At 41.5% G+C, this 21,106-nt stretch carries 14 protein-coding genes, 1 tRNA gene and 1 pseudogene; 8 read left to right on the top strand and 8 right to left on the bottom strand.

The window, feature by feature from the left end; translation table 11 throughout:
* The first annotated feature begins 157 nt into the window (after positions 1-157).
* The gene (locus tag C1A09_RS00730) at positions 158-1,078 is read left to right on the top strand and encodes a phosphate acyltransferase (RefSeq protein ID WP_101541840.1); all 921 of its coding nucleotides are present in this window, start codon (positions 158-160) and stop codon (positions 1,076-1,078) included.
* The gene (gene buk / locus C1A09_RS00725; protein ID WP_101541839.1) at positions 1,075-2,136 is read left to right on the top strand and encodes a butyrate kinase; all 1,062 of its coding nucleotides are present in this window, start codon (positions 1,075-1,077) and stop codon (positions 2,134-2,136) included. Before C1A09_RS00730 ends, buk begins: the two co-directional genes overlap by 4 nt.
* 258 nt (positions 2,137-2,394) lie before the next feature.
* Here the strand turns inward: buk and C1A09_RS00720 are convergent, their stop codons facing one another.
* From C1A09_RS00720 to pnp, 5 genes are all read right to left on the bottom strand, one after another.
* The gene (locus C1A09_RS00720; protein ID WP_101541838.1) at positions 2,395-4,044 is read right to left on the bottom strand and encodes a SusD/RagB family nutrient-binding outer membrane lipoprotein; all 1,650 of its coding nucleotides are present in this window, start codon (positions 4,042-4,044) and stop codon (positions 2,395-2,397) included.
* 13 nt (positions 4,045-4,057) lie between these two features.
* Complete coding sequence (locus C1A09_RS00715; RefSeq protein WP_101541837.1) at positions 4,058-7,513, bottom strand: TonB-dependent receptor; 3,456 nt, start codon at positions 7,511-7,513, stop codon at positions 4,058-4,060.
* A 184-nt stretch (positions 7,514-7,697) separates the two neighbouring features.
* Complete coding sequence (locus C1A09_RS00710; RefSeq protein ID WP_101541836.1) at positions 7,698-8,633, bottom strand: FecR family protein; 936 nt, start codon at positions 8,631-8,633, stop codon at positions 7,698-7,700.
* A gap of 137 nt (positions 8,634-8,770) precedes the next feature.
* On the bottom strand, positions 8,771-9,331 hold the full coding sequence (locus C1A09_RS00705; protein WP_233519837.1) for an RNA polymerase sigma-70 factor: 561 nt from the start codon (positions 9,329-9,331) through the stop codon (positions 8,771-8,773).
* A gap of 169 nt (positions 9,332-9,500) precedes the next feature.
* Positions 9,501-11,645 (bottom strand): polyribonucleotide nucleotidyltransferase, encoded by a 2,145-nt coding sequence (gene pnp / locus C1A09_RS00700; RefSeq protein WP_101541834.1) that lies wholly within the window; start codon positions 11,643-11,645, stop codon positions 9,501-9,503.
* A 277-nt stretch (positions 11,646-11,922) separates the two neighbouring features.
* Between pnp and C1A09_RS00695 the strand changes: the two genes are divergently transcribed.
* From C1A09_RS00695 to C1A09_RS00685, 3 genes are all read left to right on the top strand, one after another.
* Positions 11,923-13,074 carry a thioredoxin-like domain-containing protein gene (locus tag C1A09_RS00695; RefSeq protein ID WP_101542405.1) on the top strand — a complete coding sequence of 384 codons (1,152 nt, stop codon included), beginning with the start codon at positions 11,923-11,925 and terminating at the stop codon, positions 13,072-13,074.
* A gap of 181 nt (positions 13,075-13,255) precedes the next feature.
* Positions 13,256-13,720: a transcription elongation factor GreA gene (greA, locus tag C1A09_RS00690; protein ID WP_101541833.1), complete on the top strand. Its 465-nt coding sequence runs from the start codon at positions 13,256-13,258 to the stop codon at positions 13,718-13,720.
* Between the two features lie 55 nt (positions 13,721-13,775).
* Positions 13,776-14,168 (top strand): HIT family protein, encoded by a 393-nt coding sequence (locus C1A09_RS00685; RefSeq protein ID WP_101541832.1) that lies wholly within the window; start codon positions 13,776-13,778, stop codon positions 14,166-14,168.
* A gap of 98 nt (positions 14,169-14,266) precedes the next feature.
* Here C1A09_RS00685 and C1A09_RS00680 read toward each other — a convergent pair whose 3' ends face one another.
* A complete protein-coding gene (locus C1A09_RS00680) occupies positions 14,267-15,352 on the bottom strand; it encodes a mannose-1-phosphate guanylyltransferase (protein WP_180949154.1) in 1,086 nt (361 codons plus the stop codon).
* A gap of 159 nt (positions 15,353-15,511) precedes the next feature.
* Between C1A09_RS00680 and C1A09_RS00675 the strand changes: the two genes are divergently transcribed.
* Positions 15,512-15,595 (top strand) — tRNA-Leu (locus tag C1A09_RS00675).
* Here the strand turns inward: C1A09_RS00675 and C1A09_RS16450 are convergent.
* Positions 15,561-15,878, bottom strand: a pseudogene (locus tag C1A09_RS16450) (recombinase family protein); the annotation flags it as partial. The gene C1A09_RS00675 and the pseudogene C1A09_RS16450 sit on opposite strands and share 35 nt — an antisense overlap.
* A 322-nt stretch (positions 15,879-16,200) precedes the next feature.
* Between C1A09_RS16450 and C1A09_RS00665 the strand changes: the two are divergent.
* Positions 16,201-17,361, top strand: a complete 1,161-nt coding sequence (locus tag C1A09_RS00665; RefSeq protein ID WP_101541831.1) for an acyltransferase family protein — start codon at positions 16,201-16,203, stop codon at positions 17,359-17,361.
* 41 nt (positions 17,362-17,402) lie between these two features.
* Here the strand turns inward: C1A09_RS00665 and C1A09_RS00660 are convergent, their stop codons facing one another.
* Positions 17,403-18,365: a FimB/Mfa2 family fimbrial subunit gene (locus C1A09_RS00660; protein WP_101541830.1), complete on the bottom strand. Its 963-nt coding sequence runs from the start codon at positions 18,363-18,365 to the stop codon at positions 17,403-17,405.
* Positions 18,366-18,481: 116 nt separating this feature from the next.
* On the opposite strand from C1A09_RS00660, the gene C1A09_RS00655 reads away from it, so the two are divergent.
* Positions 18,482-20,989: a GDSL-type esterase/lipase family protein gene (locus C1A09_RS00655; RefSeq protein ID WP_101541829.1), complete on the top strand. Its 2,508-nt coding sequence runs from the start codon at positions 18,482-18,484 to the stop codon at positions 20,987-20,989.
* Positions 20,990-21,106: the final 117 nt, after the last annotated feature.

The following is a 21,106-nucleotide window of genomic DNA, read 5'->3' as shown; positions in this document are numbered from 1 at the left end:
TATTGTTAATCTGCGTTTAGTAACTTCCTTGGTTCTCTGTAAAACTTTGTATCCTCTGCGACGAACTTTCAAAATGATATTAAACATATAAAAAATCATATCCTGTTATCCTTTGTTTTTCGACTATTTTTCGGATATTTGCTAAAAATCTAACGTTATGGAACCAATCCGGAACTTCAGTCAGCTGACTGCCCACCTAAAAACCTTGAATAAGCGGAAACGTATCGTAGTGGTATGTGCTAATGATCCCAATACAGAATATGCTATTGCCCGTTCTTTGGACGAGGGTATTGCGGAATTTCTGATGATTGGCGACTCTGCTGTCTTAAAGAAATATCCCACTTTGAAGAAATATCCCGAGTATGTGCATACCCTGCATATCGAAGATCCTGATGAAGCCGCCCGTGAAGCTGTGCGTATAGTTCGTGAAGGTGGTGCGGACATTCTGATGAAAGGAATTATCAATACCGATAATCTGCTTCATGCCATACTTGACAAAGAAAAAGGATTGCTCCCTAAAGGTAAAATTCTGACTCATCTTGCCGTCATGCAGATACCTACGTATGATAAACTGTTGTTTTTCTCGGATGCGGCAGTTATTCCGCGTCCCACCTTGCAACAACGCATCGAAATGATTTCCTACGCCATCCGTACCTGCCGTCACTTTGGAATAGAACAACCGCGTATTGCGCTCATCCATTGTACCGAAAAAGTAAGCGCCAAGTTTCCCCATTCACTGGATTACGTCAACATCGTAGAGCTTGCCGAAGCGGGCGAGTTTGGAAATGTCATTATCGACGGTCCGTTGGACGTGAAAACAGCCTGCGAAAAAACGAGTGGGGATATCAAAGGAATTGTTTCCCCCATCAACGGAGAAGCGGATGTCCTGATTTTCCCTAACATAGAGTCCGGCAATGCTTTTTATAAAGCTGTCTCTCTATTCTCTCATGCAGATATGGCGGGATTGCTTCAAGGACCTGTTTGCCCTGTCGTATTGCCTTCGCGCAGTGATTCCGGTCTGTCCAAATATTATAGTATCGCTATGGCTTGCCTTACAAGCGGAGGGAAAGAATTATGAAAATACTTGCCATCAATCCCGGTTCCACTTCCACCAAGATTGCCGTTTATGAGGACGAAACTCCCCGTTTGGTAACTAATATCCGGCATTCGGTAGAAGAACTGTCCCAGTTCCCCCGTACTATCGACCAGTTTGAGTTCCGCAGGAATTTAGTCTTGGAAGCATTGGAGGCGAATGGCATTCCTTTTGAATTTGATGCCATCGTAGGGCGGGGAGGTTTGCTGAAACCTATCCCGGGCGGGGTATACGAGGTAAACGATGCTATGCTCGATGATATTGCTCATGCCATGCGCAGCCACGCATGCAACCTGGGATGTCTCATTGCTTCCGAATTGGCAGAACTTCTTCCCGGTTGCCGTGCCTTCATTGCCGATCCCGGTGTAGTGGATGAACTGGACGAGATAGCCCGCATCACAGGTTCTCCCTTGATGCCCCGCATCACTATCTGGCATGCTTTGAACCAACGCGCCATTGCCCGTCGCTATGCTGCCGAGCATCATACCCGTTACGAAGATTTGGATTTGATTATTTGTCATTTGGGAGGCGGCATATCCGTCGGCACTCACCGCCACGGTCGAGCCGTCGACGTTAATAATGCCCTCGACGGTGAAGGCCCTTTTTCGCCGGAGCGTGCCGGTACGCTTCCTGCCGGTCAGTTGATAGACCTTTGTAATTCCGGTCGTTTCACCAGAGATGAATTGAAAAAGCGTATTTCCGGTCGTGCCGGACTGACGGCACATCTGGGTACTACCGATGTCCCTGCCATTATCCGGCGGATTGAGGAGGGGGACGAACATGCCGAACTGGTACTGAATGCCATGATTTACCAGATAGCTCGTAGCATCGGTGCAGCTTCCGTTGTGCTTTACGGCAAGATAGATGCTATTCTCCTGACAGGAGGTATGGCGCATTCCGATTATATCATTTCCCGCCTGAAAGAGCGGATATCTTTCCTTGCTCCGGTTCACGTCTATCCCGGTGAAGATGAATTGGAGGCTCTTGCCTTGAATGCTCTCGGCGCTTTGCGGGGAGAATTGCCCATACAAGTCTATAGATAAAATTTATTTCCCTATAATTTGCAAGATATTCCCACCGTAGTGGGTATTTATTCTCGCTACGGTGAGAATGTGTTCCCGCAGCTTTGAGAATAAATACCCAATGCGGTGGGAATAAATTCTCAAAGCTTTGAGAATAAGTTGCAACTATAATATAAAGAAGGAGCAACGCCCCCCAAGACATTGCTCCTTACAACCTTTTCCCTCGTAAAAACTAATACGGAGAAAACACCACTAATCAAAAAATATACCTTGGTCTAATTAAAAATTATTCTTACCGGCATCCCACCAGAGACGGGTTGCTCCGTTATCTGCACCACCTAACTTGCTAACCAGTGCATCGTACAATGCCTTGTTACCAGTTTTGTAGTCCTGATTGAAGAATACGCGACGTATCATATCATCGGTACTGATTGCATTTTCTCCACCACTGTTGTTAACAACTACCTTAAAGAGTTTCGGGTAACCGGTGCGGCGTTGTTCTGCCCATGCTTCACAACCTTCGGGATAAAGTGCCAACCACTTTTGAGTGATAATTCTTTCCAGTTTAACTTCCGGTTCGGCAGATTCATCCCATTTCGGAGTGATAGCGGTAGTAGGCTGACCATCAAATTTCTTGTCGAAAGCATCTACATAAGGTGCAGGAGTATTTTCGCTTTCCAGATAATCACTGACGCCATTGGCATCCCATTGGGCAAAAGATGTGGTAACACCTTGCTTGTAACAGTTCTCAGCATTTTCTCCAAGGTCAGTTGTATAGCCTCTCAAAGCTGCTTCTGCACGCAGGAACCATACTTCGGCCGCACTCATCACGATAATCTTACTATTAACATTGATAGTAGTTTTTGAATGAGTAAGGTAGCGATTGTCGGCTACGCCTGTTCCTTGGCGTACACCTTTAAATTGGTCCTCGATACTGATTATTTGTTTTACCCCCTCTACTATTTGAGTGATTTTTACATTTTCACCTTCTCCTTCTCTACCATCTTTGGCAGTATTGAAATAAGAGCTGATACGTGGGTCATTATATCCTTTCAAGAATGATTCCAAACTTGCATTCATAAATACTTCATCCCAACCGGCAACACCTCCCAGCGGATTGCGGATACCATATTGACCTACGGTTTCATTAGCAGTTGTTAGTACACCGCCGTTCTCCGGTTTCAAAGCTTCTCTTGCCTGTTCTCTCGCTACCTCAGGTGCTACGTTAGATACACGCATTGCCAGACGCAGGCGGAGTGAATTGGCAAACTTCAACCATTGTGCAGGAGTACGTTTGCCTTCCGGCATCATGAAGTCGGCACTTTCAAAAGAAATTCCACCTTTGTAATCTTTTAATATATTGATGGCTTTTCCTAAGTCCTCGAAGAAACGTGTGTAAACTTCTTCCTGGGATTGAGGAGTTTGTGCGGCTGTACCGAATCCGTCATAAAGGATAGGACCATAATAGTCGCTGACCCGGTGAAGGACGGCTACCTTCAGGATTTTAGTGATGGCATGATATAAAGGCCAATCTTTCTCTGTGTTCAGTTCTTCGGAGTCTGCAATAGAAGGCATTATGTCTCCATAAGTATACGTCCACATGGCGCTTGTCCAACCATTGTTCAAGTTGTAAGTGGAATTGTTGGCATTGAATGAACCGTTCATATCGTGGAAGTATCCACAGAACATATCAGCTTCCAGGTTTTGTATAACCTGATATTGCCAGTCTGTCCCGTTCACTCCAGTTTGATAAATGATACCTTTTTGGATGGTAGAGAAAGGTACAAGGTTCGTTTGATTGTCATATTTTTGTAAATCGTCAGTATAAGCTCCTTTGGTATCATTGAATGCTGAGAAATTATCAGTACAAGATGAAAAGCTCAAGAGTCCGCCAAGAAGCAGTGCGGTAGTATATTTTATCTTATTCATATTATTCAGGTATTTAGAAAGTAAGTTTAATATTGAATCCTATGTTTCTCGTTGAAGGCATACCGAAGGTATCCAAACCTTGGTTATCGTTGCCTACAGACATGGTAGCATCCGGATCAAACGGAGCATCTTTGTAGATGAAGAACAAGTTGCGTGCTACCAATGAAAGGTCTACACCTTTGATGAAGCCGGTCTTTTCAAGCATCTGTTGCGGGAAAGAATAGCCTAATGAGATTTCACGCAAACGGATGTTGGTTCCGTCGTATCTATAGAACTCGGTAGTACCATTACCACGGTCACCTACCATCTGGAAGAACTTCTGTGACATGTCTACCACTTTACCATCTTTGTCAGTACGGTTTGCAATCTTATGACCTTCTAATGTATAGCCACCTGCCATACGGGCTTCACCCGTTACTTTACTAACACCTGCATAGTCTAAACCGGCTTGTGTCAATGAAATTACGTCACCACCTACACGTGCATCAATCAAGAAATAAAGAGAGAAACCTTTGTATGTCAATGTATTGCTCCATCCCAGTGTCCAATCAGGATTAAAGTTACCAATCTTGGTAGCTTTGTCGGTAGTTACCTGTGGAAGACCAGCTTTGTCATTTTCTGAACCGTCTTTATTAGTTTCCGACTCCATCATGATCTGACCGTTTGCATCACGTACAAATACGTTACCGTAGATGTCACCCAATGAACCACCTTCTACAACCATCATCTTGTATGGTATACTTACATCACCAGAAGCGTATTGGAAACTGGGAGTACCACCCAGAGAAACGATCTTGTTCTTATTGGTAGCGAAGTTGAACTGAGTTTTCCAACGGAAGTTGTCATTCATAAGCGGAGTGCCACCTAAAGTAACTTCAAAACCGGTATTACGGATTTTACCTGCGTTAATCCAACGATAAGCACGCTTTTCTGCGGTTGTTTTAACGCGAATCAACTGGTTTTTAGTATCTGTACGATAGAATGTGAAGTCAAAGTCCAAACGGCTGTTCAGGAATTTCCATTCAGTACCGATTTCAATAGAATTACTGATTTCTGGTTTCAAGTCTTCTGCGAAGTAATAATCGATAGGTTTCACAACACCACCTGCTGTAATTGTTTGAGCCGGACTGGTGATACCGATAGGAAGGTCATTACCTACTTGTGCCCAAGAACCGCGCAGTTTACCGAAGCTAACCCATTCCGGCAAGTTCAGAGTCTTGTTGATAATCCAAGAAAGACCTACTGACGGATAGAAGAAACCGGAGTTTTCGCTCTTTGTATTAGCCAGGGTAGAAGACCAGTCGTTACGAGCGGTTACATCCAAGTAGATGCTTTCTTTCCAACCAATCTGTGCAGTTGCGAATACAGACTGTATAGTGCGTCTTTGGTTGGCTATTTCATCGATGAAAGAAGTGCCTGCGCCAGCCAAGTTCATGTTAGGAACTGTAAATACATTTGCCTTGTATAAACCGGACTTACCGGAGTCGAGGCTTAAAGAATTAACGGTGGTAGTGTTGATACTGCTACCGATAGCTGCATTCAGTGACCAGTCGTTCCAGGTTTTGTTGAACATAGCCATAACGTCACCGTAAATCATGAATTCCTGACGGTTCATCTTGATATAACGTCCGTTTTCGTGGGCTACATCAGTAGCTGTACCGGCGTACATTTTCTGTTCATAGTTATCATTGATATAGTCTACATTACCACGTGCCTGAACACTGAACCAATCGTTAACCTTCAAATTAGCGCTCAAAGAAGCCAATGTACGGAAACGCTTGTCAATACTGTTTACTCTGTTTGTCAACCAATAGGGGTTTTGTGTAAATCCGCTGATTTTAGTATACCAGTTCTGAACGGGCATAGATCTGTCTGCATCGAATTTCTCAAAACCATTATTGTCACGATATACACTGAGGTCTTCGCCGCGTGGGAAAACATACAAACCTACCAATGGGTTCATATAATAACCACCTGAACTGGGACGGTCTTTGATTTTCTGGGTCATCAGGTTTACATTGGCATCCAATGTCAAACGGTCGTTGAATAAAGAAGCGGTTTCACGGAAAGTCATGTTATGCTTCTGCAATTTGTTCACTTCAACAATACCTTTGGCGGTGGTATTTGCATAAGAGAAGTATGTTTGCATTTTCTCTTTACCTGCCATTACAGACAATGAGTTGGTAGCAGTTACTCCGTTGCCAAAGTAATCACCTACATTGTCATAAACCTTCATTCCGGCATTTTCCGCACCCCAGCTTGTTTCACCACTGGCACCATATCTGTTCTGATATTCGGGCAGACAGATGGCGTGGTCTACTGTCAGGTTAGAAGAGAATGTAACGCGTTGCATACCGGCTTTACCTTTCTTGGTAGTAATCAAGATAACACCATTGGCAGCTTGTGAACCGTAGAGAGCGGCAGCGGAAGCACCTTTCAAAATGCTCATGCTTTCGATGTCATCGGGATTTAAGTTGGAGATACCATCACCGGAGTCACGGTTGCCTGCATCATTGTTACCACCCATAGCAGAAAATGCTTGTTCGGAAACGCTGTTCAGCATAGGAACACCGTCAATCACGTAAAGAGGTTGGTTGTTACCGTCAGAGTTAGCGGAACGGATACCACGGATAGATACCTTGGCAGAACCACCTAAACCGGAAGAGTTACGAGTGATAGATACACCGGCCGTCTTACCTGCCAATGCGTTAATCATGTTCGGGTCTTTGGCACGAGTCAATTCGTCACCACCTACCTGTTGGGTAGAGTAAGTCAAAGAAGCTTCTTTTTTCTTGATACCCATAGCCGTTACAACTACAGTCTCCAAAGCCAGTGCTTCTTCTTTCATTTGGATATTCAGGGAAGTTTTGCCATTGAGGGCTACGGTAACCGGTTCGTAACCGATATAAGAAATAACTAATGTAGCATTGGAGGGTGTGTTGAGTACAAATTCACCGTCCAGATTGGTGATTACACCATTGGTAGTACCTTTTTCCAAGACATTGGCTCCGATAATCGGTTCACCTTTAGAGTCGGTGACAATACCTTTAACAGTGTTTTTATCTTGTTGAATTCCGGAAATTTTGTCAATGTTTACATCGTTTTCCGTTAAGATAATATTTTTACCTTCCATCACGTATCTGATGTTCGTTCCCGCGAACATTTCATTGAGAAGTTCGGACACAGCTTTATTTTCTGCATTCACGTTTACGGTGCGGCGTACGTCTACGCTTTTCTTGTTGTACACAAACAAATACTCAGTTTGTGCCTCGATTTTAGCAAGTACTTGCCCTACTCTCAGTTGAGAATTGGGGATATTGACTTTTACATTTTGGGAGTAACTATTCCCGCAATAAGCTTGGAAAGTTACAAACAAGAGAAGGAATAGTGTGATCTTCATAGTTCGCAATAATTGCTTAAATTCTAAACTTTTTGGACAAAAAAGTCCATTCAAAGAAATATTTCTCATATCTTTGTCACTGTGTTAAGTTAATAAATTGATTAAGGTCGATTTTTGACTGTTTCGGATCGGGAAGTATGGGGGTACTTTCCGATCTTTTTTATCAAAAAGGGGGAAGTTGGTTTTTGACTGTTTCGTTTATACTTTCATGATATCGGAGGTTTTAAAGGGTTAGTACTAAATTTATAGGTTTTTATTTTTCATATATGACTATCGAATCTTTAGCCTCGTTGATGGTAAACCGGAATGGATGATCTTTGGAGATAGCCCGTAGGATATGTTCAATACCGTCTTGTTCTCTGAACTTACCGGTAAGACCTTCATGATTTAGTAACTTGGGACTGGTTACGGTAATTTTTACATTATAATATTTTTCCAGTTTATCCAGAATGCCACTGAACGGTACATCGTCAAAGCAATACAAACCTTCTTTCCAACGCAAATATTCGTATGAAGGGAGAACCGTTTTTTTTAAATGTCCATCATAGTTGGCAAAGAATTCATTCTTTTGCAAGCGGGTAATCGCCTGATCGTTACATGAAGGATAAATATCTACGATGCCTTCTACCAGAGTGGTTTCAAATTCTTTACTACCGTTATAGGCACAAACGTTGAAGCTGGTTCCTACTACTCTGACTTTATTCATTTCGGTATTTACATAAAAAGGTATGTTTTTATTTTTTGTAACCTCGAAATAAGCTTCACCATCTAAATTTACATTACGGTCTTTGCGACCGAAGTTGCTGGCGTAAGTCAAGGTAGACTTTGAATTCAGCCAAACTCGTGTACCGTCGGCCAGTATGATTTGTGCGCGTTGTCCGGCAGGAACAGTGATAGTTTGGAGTTGTGCTCCTTTATTATATAGATAGTCTATAGTCATAAAATAGCCGGATACGGCTACAATAATCGCTGCGGCGATGCGTACTGTCCAGCGGAATATCGGGATAAGGCGTGTTGTCTTCTTTTTTGTTTCTTGCTTTTCAGAGAACAGGGATATATCGAACAGCATACGTTCTTTCAGGAAGGCTTCGCGATTTTCGTCTGCGGCTTCTACCCAATCCAGAATTTGCTTTTCTTCTTCGATGGAAGTGGTTCCTTTGAAATATTTATATAATAATTCTTGGTTCATCTTTGAAAATGATTTGATTAAAATAAAGAAGTTATTTATCCTCTCTCTGTATATATAACCGACGAGACGAAAATAACCCTATCGGAAAATGAATTTTTTTCAGACTTTTTTTAGAAAAGATGGGAGAGGAGGTGATTTTATAGGAGAATAGATGCGAGATAATCTTTCAGTTCCAGCCGTAGGATACGCAGAGCCTTGGTTATGTTGGCCTCTACTGTTTTTATTGAAATATCCAGTTGTTCGGCAATTTTTTTATTAGGTAGGTTTTGATAACGGCTGAGAATAAAAATCTTCCGACTTTGTTCCGGCATTTCTTGCAGGGCTTTGTGAACGATATGTTGTATTTCAGTATTGAAAATCTGGTCGGGTTCGCAGGCTTTTAAAGTGGAGATACGCAAATCCAGTTCGCGCTGACTGTGGCTGTTGATGTCTTCTTCGGCGCGTAGGCGAATTTGCAGATGTTCCAGATGGTTGAGGGATTTGTTTTTAATGATGGTAAGCATTAATGCGTTCAGATTACTACCTTCTTCCCATCGTTCACGGTTTTCCCATAAAGCAATCATAGACTCCATTAATACATCTTCTGCTTCCGCCCTGTCCCTGAGGTACGAATAAGCAAAAGACAAAAACTTTTCTTGATTTTCTTGAAAAAAATGAGAGAAAAGATTCATAGTATGTAAATCTCCGGGCTTGGACATACTTTAAGGAGTTTTATGCTATTTAAGGTTTCATTTGGCAAAACAACATAATCTTTTTGGAATATGCAAGTAATATAAGTTGTTTTTCTGTACATCTCTTTGATCTAAAGATAAAAAGAAAGCCCGGAGATGTACTGCCGGGCTTTATCTTTTAAAGGAAAAAAGAGGTTTATTGCTTTTCCGGTCTTTCTTGCCTTTCCGGACGAGGAAGTAAAACTTTACGGGAAAGTTTAAACTTGCCTGTCTTAGGATCAATGTCGAGCAACTTCACATCAATTTCGTCGCCTTCCTTGATACCGGCTTCTTCTACAGTTTCCAGACGTTTCCAGTCTATTTCAGAGATATGAAGCAAACCATCTTTACCCGGCAGGAATTCAATGAACGCACCGTAAGGCATGATAGAACGTACTTTACCTTTGTAGACTTCACCTACTTCTGGTACGGCTACGATACCTTTGATAATGCGCATCGCATCATCAATGCATTTCTTATTGGTTCCGGCAATTTCAATTCTACCGATATTGTCAACTTCTTCAATAGTGATGGTTGCACCAGTCTCTTCCTGCATACCTTGAATAATCTTTCCACCCGGGCCGATTACAGCACCGATGAATTCTTTAGGAATAGTCATGGTCTCAATGCGGGGAGCATGTGGCTTCAGGTCGTCATGCGGTTCTGCGATACATTCGGTGATTTTATTCAGGATATATTCGCGACCTTCTTTAGCTTGTAACAATGCTTTTTCCAGAATTTCATATGACAGACCATCTACCTTGATATCCATTTGTGTAGCGGTAATACCGTCTTTTGTACCAGTCACCTTGAAATCCATATCGCCAAGGTGGTCTTCATCACCGAGGATATCGGACAATACGGCATATTTATCTTCACCGGCATTTTTGATTAATCCCATTGCGATACCTGATACCGGCTTCTTTATTTTTACACCCGCATCCATCAGTGCCAATGTACCGGCACATACGGTAGCCATAGAAGAGGAACCGTTTGATTCGAGAATATCGGATACTACACGTACTACGTATGGATAGTCAGCAGGAATTTGTCCTTTCAGTGCCCGCCATGCCAGATGACCGTGACCGATTTCGCGACGTCCTACACCACGCTGTGCCTTAGCTTCCCCCGTAGAGAACGGAGGGAAGTTGTAGTGTAATAAGAAACGTTCTTTCCCGTGTTCCAGTACATCATCGATAATTTTCTCGTCTAACTTGGTACCTAGAGTTACGGTAGACAAAGACTGGGTTTCACCACGTGTGAAGATAGCGGAACCGTGAGGACCTGGCAAGTAACCGATCTCACACCAGATAGGACGGATTTCGGTGGTCTTGCGTCCGTCAAGACGTTTACCTTCGTCCAGGATAGAACGGCGCATAGCTTCTTTCTCAACGTCGTGATAGTAACGGTCGATAAGCGGAGCTTTTTCTTCCAGCTCTTCTTCGCTGAACTGTGCTTTGAATTCCTCACGGATAGCATCGAAAGCATCCATGCGTTCGTGTTTGTTTTTGTTTCCGGAAGCAGCGATAGCATATGCTTTGTCATAGCAAGCATCGTGAACAGCTTTACGGAGTTCTTCGTCGTTTACTTCATGGCAATATTCGCGTTTTACGGTAGAACCAACTTCTTCTGCCAGTTCCATCTGGGCCTTACATTGTATTTTAATTGCCTCGTGAGCAGCCTTCATGGCTTCCAGCAAATCTTTTTCCGATACTTCGTTCATTTCGCCTTCTACCATCATGATGTTTTCATATGTAGCACCAACCATGAGGTCCATGTCGGCTTTTTCCAGCTGATCGAAAGTAGGATTAATAACGAATTTACCATCAATACGTGCTACACGTACTTCAGAGATTGGCCCATTGAAAGGAATATCTGAAACGGCAAGGGCAGCAGAAGCTGCAAGTCCTGCCAATGCATCGGGCATATCGACACCATCTGCTGAGAACAAGATGATGTTTACATATACCTCTGCATGGAAATTGTCGGGGAATAGAGGGCGGAGAGCACGATCAACAAGGCGGCAAGTCAGGATCTCATAATCAGAAGCGCGTCCTTCACGTTTGGTGAAACCACCGGGAAAACGTCCGAATGCTGAAAATTTTTCTTTGTACTCTACCTGTAACGGCATAAAATCTGTTCCGGGAACTGCGTCCTTGGCGGCACAAACAGTAGCTAAAAGCATGGTGTTACCCATACGAAGCATTACAGAACCATCTGCCTGTTTTGCCAGCTTTCCCGTTTCGAGCGTGATGGTTCTGCCATCAGGAAGCTCGATCGTCTTAACAATTGGGTTAATCATAAAAAATGTTTTATATCTATTTTTCTTTCAAAATTCGGGCAAAGATACATATTTTATTTATGCAATGCGGTGGAAATGAGATAAAAAGTTTATAATTAGTCGCTTTTTTCAATTTTCTGAGTGGAAGAAACGGGAAAATGCTTTGACTAAACTTGAAAAGAAGTATATTTGCAAGCGAATTGGACATTGCCTGAAATGTTTTCGTGGAACGAAAATCGGAAGAAATGACCAATTTGTACTTATAAAATACACCGGAAAAATAAAATTGAATGATAATATGAAGAAAATCTTATTTGTAGTACTTGTGGCAATTGTTTTGGGTGCATGTGATTCCGAACCGAAATTCAAAGTGGAAGGTGAAGTGTCGGGTGCTGACGGAAAAATGCTTTATCTGGAAGCTTCTGCTTTAGAAGGTATTGTTCTTTTGGATTCGGTAAAGCTGAAAGATGACGGTTCGTTCTCATTCAAACAAACACGTCCGGAATCTCCGGAATTTTATCGTTTGCGGGTGGATGATAAGGTAATCAATTTCTCTATAGATTCAACGGAAACGGTTCAGTTGAAAGCTCCGTATGCCGATTTTTCTACTGCTTATATTGTTGAGGGATCAGTAAATAGTCTTAAAATGAAAGAGTTGACTTTGAAACAGATGCAACTCCAGACTAAGGTGAATACTTTGCTTCAGAGTATGCAAGCTCATAAGATAGGTGCCGATGTGTTTGAAGATAGTTTGTCTACCTTGTTGAAAAACTATAAAGATGAAGTGAAGATAAACTATATTTTTGCAGCTCCTAATACGGCTGTTGCTTATTTTGCTTTGTTCCAAAAGTTGAATAACTATCTGATTTTTGATCCGTTGAATAATAAGGATGATATTAAGTGCTTTGCTGCCGTGGCAACCAGTTTGAATAATTATTATCCGCATGCCGATCGTTCTAAAAATCTTTATAATATTGTAATAAAAGGAATGCAGAATACGCGTGCTCCGCAACAGAAGGTAGTGGAAATACCTGAAGAAGTGGTGAGTGAAACCGGTATTATCGATATTAACCTACGTGATATGAAGGGGAATATGCGTAAATTGAGTGATTTGAAAGGTAAAGCCGTGATTTTGGATTTCACAATCTATCAGAGCGCAGTTTCCGCTACGCATAATTATATGTTGCGTGACCTGTATGACAAGTATGCAAGCCAAGGATTGGAGATTTACCAGGTTTCTTTGGATGCCGACGAACATTATTGGAAAACGACGGCCGATAATTTGCCGTGGATTTGCGTGCGTGATGCTAATGGAATTTATTCGACTTTTGCGGGTGCATATAATGTGAAGGCTGTTCCGGAACTGTTCCTTATCAATAAGAAAAATGAGTTGAGTGCGCGTGGAGAGACTATTAAAGATTTGGATGCAGCAGTGAAAGCTCTGCTTTAGTGTTATAAATTAGATACTTTTATGTAAAAGTGTTACAAAACAGCATTTTTTGCTTGACACGCATTATTTAAAAGCCTATCTTTGCAAAGGAAATAGGAAAGAGGGTTCCAGCATGCTGACCATGTTGGAATTCTTTTTTGTTTATAGTACCATTAAAAACTAATATAAGGAGGAAAAAACTATGGCTTATATGTCGGAAGAAGGCTACAACAAATTGATGGCCGACTTGAAACAACTTGAGACAGTGGAACGCCCTAAGATTGTGGCAGCCATTGCTGAAGCCCGTGATAAGGGCGATTTATCTGAAAATGCGGAATATGATGCTGCAAAAGAGGCTCAAGGTATGCTTGAGATGAAAATCAATAAATTGAAAGCGGTGATTGCCGATGCTAAGATTATTGATGAGTCTAAGTTGAAGACTGACAGTGTGCAGATACTGAACAAAGTGGAACTGAAGAATGTAAAGAATGGTATGAAGATGACTTATACCATTGTGTCGGAAAGTGAAGCTAATCTGAAAGAAGGTAAGATCTCAGTAAATACCCCAATTGCTCAGGGTTTGCTTGGTAAGAAAGTGGGCGATGTTGCTGAAATCAAGGTACCACAAGGTATAATCAATCTAGAAGTAGTAAACATATCATTTTAAAGGTAAGGCAGGTCCGTATGCGGGCTTGCCTTATTTTATATAAACTATATAAGTTATGGCAACAATATTCAGCAAAATTATTGCAGGTGAAATTCCCTGTTATAAGGTAGCGGAGGATGATAAGTTCTTTGCATTCCTTGACATCAACCCGTTAGTGAAAGGCCATACATTGGTCATTCCCAAGCAAGAAGTGGATTATATCTTTGATTTGAGTGACGGAGATTTGGCGGCAATGCATGTTTTTGCCAAAAAAGTGGCGCTCGCCATCGGTAAGGCTTTTCCTTGCAAGAAGGTAGGTGAGGCTGTTTTAGGTTTAGAAGTACCTCATGCTCATATTCATCTGATTCCGATGCAGAATGAAAAAGATATGCTCTTTTCCAATCAGAAGTTGAAACTGACGGATGATGAATTTAAAGCGGTGGCTGAAGCCATCCGTGCTGCACTCTAAACAATTTATTTTCCTCCTTTAGATAAAGAAAAGCGGGAATTGGATATTATCCAATTCCCGCTTTTCTTTATCTTCCACCTTTCAATTTTTTATTATTTTTAAATATACTCATCTCCAAGTTTGATTTGTGTATCATTTACGTATTTACGAATGGAATGCTCTTCATCCTTTTTACAAATCAACAGTACATTATCTGATTCGGCAATTAAATAACCTTCCAAACCATCGATAACGGCAAGCTTGTTTTGAGGAAGTACCACGATATTATCCTTACTATTGTAAATCAGAGATTGGCATTTTAAAGTTACATTACCTTCCCTGTCTTTGGATGAGAGGTCGTAGAGTGATCCCCAGGTTCCTAAGTCAGACCAACCGAAATCACCGAGTGACACATATACATTATCTGCTTTTTCCATAATTCCAAAATCAATGGAGACGTTGGGACATGCAGGAAAGTTCTCATCTATGAATTTCTTTTCTTCCGAGGTACCATACAGATCTTTTCCGGCTACTAATTTGGTTGTAAGTTCTGGGAGTAAAATTTCACAGGCTTTAATAATGCTGTTCACGTTCCACATAAACAAGCCGGAGTTCCAATAAAATTCTCCGCTTTCAACAAAAACCTTTGCCAACTCCAGTTCCGGTTTTTCTGTGAAAGTTTTTACTTTGTAGAAGTTATCACCGGTCTGTTCGGCAATCTGGATATAGCCGTAGCCTGTTTCGGGACGGTTGGGTTTGATACCGAGTGTCAGTAATTTATCCGATTGTGCAACAAAAGACAAGCCTTTCTCGATAGCTGTCAGAAATTCTTCTTCTTTCAAAATGAGATGATCCGAAGGAGCTACCACGATATTGGCATTGGGATTTAATGCGCGAATATGATAGGAAGCCCATGCGATACACGGAGCTGTATTTCTACGTGTAGGTTCTAGTAATATTTGTTCAGATTTTAACTCGGGAAGTTGCTCTTTTACTAAGTCGGCATACAAATCATTTGTGACAACGAGTATATTTTCGGTAGGTATCACTCTATTAAAACGATCGAACGTTTGTTGTAATAATGAACGTCCCGTACCAAAGAAATCCAGGAATTGTTTCGGAAGTGTTTTACGGCTGAATGGCCAGAAACGGCTGCCTATTCCCCCACCCATGATTACACAGAAATTATCCTTATTGGTTATCATATCAATTGTTTTAAAAGTTTCTGCTAATGTACTGCATATTTTACAAACAAGGAATGTTTACCTAATGTTTTCTCACTTTTTTCGCCTTTTTTTGTGAAAAGTATTGCAGGTTTCGAAAAAAGCCGTATCTTTGCACCGCAATTGAGAAATCAATTATGCGCCCAGATGGCGGAATCGGTAGACGCGCTGGTCTCAAACACCAGTGGATTCACTTCCATCCCGGTTCGACCCCGGGTCTGGGTACTGAGGCGGAGAAAGTTGAAAAACTCTCTCCGCTTTTCTTTTCTACTCCTCGTAACTCGTTGGTTTGCTGATAGATTAAATCAAAAACTTTATTGTAAGAATTGGTTCGATATGTTTTTCCGTCAAATTCGATTTTTTCGGGAAACATCGAACTTATTAGCTTAATTTTCACCCCTACAGACGCATTTCTTATATAGCTATCTATATTGTTTATCAGATTGATAGAGTAGTTTAGTTTGGGTTCGATATTGCCACGGTTAGGGTTTTCACGGATCATTATTTTTAGACATCTGTCTTTATATTAGAAACTCTATTATTTATAGGATATTATATCCTATAAATCCACTTTTATCTTTTACGCTTGTAGTATTATGTCTATTATGGTCAACAGTTTTGTGACAATTACCTTCTTATTCATATAAATTTGCATGATATAGATATGAGATTTATAATTGAATATTTTACCTGTTTATAAAGAGTAGTAAGAGTGAATTTCGGTATTTACATGCTTATAAAATATCTTCAGATAAGATATTGCTAGTATTTAATATATTTTCTTACTTTTGTCATTTTCTATATAAGAAACTTTCATTACCGTAAATATTATGCAACACATACAAACCTCTACAACGATTTTCGCAGATACAAAACCGCATTACGACCTTCTTGACGGACTTCGTGGCGTGGCTGCCCTTATGGTTATATGGTACCATATATTCGAAGGTTACGCTTTTGCCGGTGGGGGTATGATTGAAACCTTCAATCACGGATATCTCGCCGTGGATTTTTTCTTTATTCTGTCAGGGTTCGTAATCGGTTATGCATACGATGACCGTTGGGGCAAGAGTCTTACGATGAAAAACTTCTTTCAACGACGTTTGATACGCCTTCATCCTATGGTAGTGATGGGTGCTGTTCTGGGTGCCGTTACGTTCTGTATTCAAGGAAGCATGCAATGGGATGGAACACATGTACCCTTGTCAATGGTGATGTTGTCACTGCTCTGTACGATATTTTTTATTCCTGCAATGCCGGGTGTCGGTTATGAAGTCCGTGGTAATGGTGAAATGTTCCCGTTGAATGGGCCATGCTGGTCACTGTTCTTTGAATATATCGGTAATATTCTTTATGCTTTGTTTATCCGCCGTCTGTCAAATAAGGCGCTGGCTGTACTGACTGGGTTGCTGGGAATAGCATTGGCATTATTTGCTATTTTCAATGTCTCCGGTTATGGAAATATGGGAGTGGGTTGGACATTGGATGTGATAAACTTTACGGGAGGATTGTTGAGAATGCTTTTCCCTTTCTCCATGGGCATGTTGCTGTCACGCAACTTTAAACCTATCAAGTTGAGAGGTGCTTTTTGGATATGTTCCATTATGTTGATAGCTTTATTTTCCGTACCTTATTTGGAAGGTACGGAACCTGTTTGTACAAACGGTATTTACGAAGCTTTTTGTGTCGTCGTAGCTTTTCCTGTTCTTCTTTGGGTAGGGGCGTCAGGAACTACTACTGACAAGAAATCAACCAAGATATGTAAATTCCTGGGAGATATATCTTATCCTATTTATGTGATACATTATCCATTCATGTATTTGTTCTATGCATGGTTAATTAAGAACCAATTCTTTACTTTAGGACAGACTTGGGAGGTTGCTTTATGTGTCTACGCATGGAACATACTCTTGGCATATCTATGTCTGAAAGTGTACGACGAACCGGTACGAAGATATTTGGCTAAACGCTTCTTGAATAAAAAGCATTAGCCAAATAAATTTATATTTCTTTTTGTTCGAAATATCCTTCGTTACTCAATGGTTGGAACATCTATATTTTCGTTTTCCTCTTTCCAGTTGTCAACATTAAAATCACCGGAGGTTTGATCGGAGAAAATATCCCCCAAACTTAAAGTTAAGTTTAATCTTGTATTGGCTGTAAATGGAGAGGTCAATGTTTGCTTGAAACTTTTTACTGCACCATTTTTCAGGATTATCGATAACTGAAACTCTGATTTTCCCGCAGAAGGGAATAACATAACAGTGGCATTACTCATTTGTGTACCATCCGTAGAACGTACTAAAGGAAAGGCAATCGTGCGGGGAGTACCTTGGGCTTTTCCTGTGTAATAGTTTACACCGCTATATATATTGGTGATGCGTACAGCTACGCTATCTATGCTTGAACTCAGTACGCCATTATCCTTATCCTTTACGATAACCTTCAGTCCGGCTACTGCTCTGTTTAGGGAAGCTTTCAGATTTTCGGTACCGATTTTTACAGGTTGTACGGCATATACTAAATCAAATACCGGATAATAAATAGTATCTGTCGATATTTTGACTAAGGTAAGTGCTTGCCGGGACAAGTCTCCTCCGATAGTGAGTGCCGCTTCTCTTACTGCGGGATATGCATAAATAGGTTCTTTGTATTGAGGTGTGCCCCAATAAAGCATATTGTAAGTTCCGGTTGGTAAAGAAATCACCCGGTTGGTGGTATTCTCTAAGATAGCACCGTCTTTCACTTTGTAATATCCGTCGAAGGGTGTCAGTTTTTCGTTGATGTAGTTACCATAATAGATGGAACTGCCGGTTTCACAGGGGGCAACAGTTAGAATACCGGTCAGGGGGCTTTGTCCACTTGTGGTGCTTACACTCATCTCTAATGCAGGGCTGATAAGATGTGGATCGTCCGTTCCATTACAGTTGTTGTCATCGTCCGAGCAGCTTGTAATAAAAGCTGCAACAGTCATAAGTACTATTAATTTCTTCATTATCTGTTAAGTTTCAGGTTATTCTTTTAGAGAACATTTTTTGCTTCAAATAGTTCTCTATCCTAAAAAGAATGTATATTTGCAAGGATAAAACACAATGAGACAACACACAAATCATGAAAAGAAGAATTACTATTGGTTTATTTTTGTTGTGCATATCATGCCTGTGGGCAGTTGCACAAGAAAAGAAGATTGTTAAGATTGCCTGCGTTGGCAACAGTATCACTTTCGGTTCAGGAATTCAAAATCGTTTTCAGAACAGTTATCCAGGGATACTCTCGCAATGGTTGGGAGAGGGGTATGACGTGCGTAACTTTGGATTGAGCGGGCGTGTTTTGCTCAATAAGGGTGACCGTCCTTATATGCACGAGCCCAAGTTTCGGGAATTGTTGGCTTTTGAACCGGACATTGTGACTATTAAGTTAGGTACCAATGATAGTAAACCGTGGAATTGGCGTTACGGAAAAGATTTTAAGGAAAATCTGAATGAAATGTTGGATAAGTTGCAAGAATTGCCTTCGCAACCTAAAGTGTATCTCTGTTTGCCCGTTCCGGCTGTCTCTTCAAAGTTTGGAATAAATGATAGCGTAATCGTTAACGGTATTATACCTGTTATCCGCAATGTTGCAAAGAAAAGACACTTGCAGGTTATTGATCTTTATACGGCAATGAAACCTTATCCCAATTATTATACAGATGGTATTCATCCCAACGAATCGGGAGCGGCAGTAATTGCAGGTGAATTATACCGGATCTTAACGGGTAAAGAACCTTTGGCTTATATTCAACAGCCTTTTCCCGGTAAAAAAAGTAATTGGAACGGTTTCGATCGTTATGACTTTTTTTGTAATAGCAGACAAGCTACAGTCGTAGTTCCACATAAGGCTGCTGAAGGAAATCCGTGGATCTGGCGTCCGGCATTCTTCGGCGCATTCCCGTCGGTAGACAAGGCTTTGTTGGAAAAAGGTTTTCACGTGGCCTATTATGATTTGACACATCTGTATGGCAGTCCCCGTGCTGTACAGTTGGGCAATGACTTCTATAATATAATGTGCCAATTCTATCATCTTTCTCCGAAAGTAACGTTAGAGGGTTTTAGCCGTGGAGGACTGTTTGCATTTAACTGGGCTGTGAAAAATGTGGATAAAGTGGCTTGTATCTATGTGGATGCGCCGGTATGTGATGTATTCAGTTGGCCCGGGCAGGCAAGAAAAGATTTATGGAGTGACCTGTTGAGAGAATGGAATCTTACGGAAGACGCTATGAAAACATTCAACGGTAATCCGATAGATAATCTTGCTCCTTTGGCAAAAGCGCATATTCCGGTAATTGCTGTTTGTGGGGATAGTGATAAGACAGTGCCATATGCTGAAAATATGAAGATTGCAGCCGAGAGATACCGTGCTATGGGGGGGCTTGTCGAGATTATCCTGAAGCCGGGGTGTGACCATCATCCGCACAGCTTGGAAGAACCGGAACCGGTAGTTGACTTCATTGTACGCAATCAATCCGACTATCAAGAGAAACAATCTATCCATCGTCGTGGTAGCCTTGCCAATGCTTACCTAAAGTTTACGAAAGAGAAAAAAGGATGCGTTGCTTTTCTGGGTGGTTCCATTACTGAAATGCGTGGTTGGCGTGATATGATTAAGGAAGATTTGAAACAGCGTTTTCCCGATACCGATTTCAATTTTATTGAAGCAGGTATCTCGTCTACCGGTACTACTCCCCATTCTTTCCGGTTTGAGAACGATGTTTTGCAGAAAGGTATGCCCGATTTACTTTTTGTGGAAGCGGCGGTGAACGATAATACCAACTATTTTAATTATATACAGCAGACACGGGGTATGGAAGGGGTTGTTCGCCATGCACGTGCAGCCAATCCGGATATGGACATCATTATGATGCACTTTATCTACGATCCGTTTATCCCGTTGTTGGATAGGGGTATCCAGCCGGAAGTGATAATGAACCACGAGAGAGTGGCGAATTATTATTATGTTTCTTCCATCAACCTGGCCGAGGAGATAGCTCGTCGTATGCGTGACGGAGAATTTGACTGGAAATATTTTGGTGGTACGCATCCGCATTGGAACGGCCATAAATACTATGCCGCCGCCATAAACCGTCTCTTCGATCTGGAATGGAGCGGTAATGTGGATGAGAAACAGGTACGACCTCATGAAATGCCGGAGAAACCGATCGATCCTTATTCCTATGATAAGGGGAAATTTGTGGATATCCGTTCAGCCAAACAGCTTCGTGGTTGGAAAGTAGTGGATGACTGGACTCCTACCGTTAAGGGAAATACCCGTAAGGGTTTTGTACATGTACCTATGTTAGTTACTGAAACAGCTGGTTCCAGTTTATCCTTTGATTTCGAAGGAAGGGCTGTCGGCATTTTTTGCGCGGCTGGTCCGCAGGCATGTATCCTGGAATATAGTGTGGATGGAGCACCGTTTAAAAAGCTTGATACTTATACCGACTGGAGCCGGAAACTATACATTCCCTGGGTGTATTTATTTGAAACGGAACTTGTACCCGGACATCATAACCTGCGTCTGCGTGTGGCAAAGGGTGATAAAACCGGTTGTCAAATACGTAATTTTGTAGTGAATGAATAATTCTTTATCCCCCTCAGAGCCTATTTGAGGGGGATAAGAAACAAATTATACCTTTTTTAGTAACATTTCAGATACGTTGATTAACTAATCTGTCTCCTTTCCATAACAATATCTCTA

This window comes from Bacteroides cutis, assembly GCF_900241005.1.
GTDB lineage: Bacteria > Bacteroidota > Bacteroidia > Bacteroidales > Bacteroidaceae > Bacteroides > Bacteroides cutis.
The sequence above is the reverse complement of the archived record's forward strand: the minus strand, read 5'-3'. Positions and strand labels throughout refer to the sequence as shown.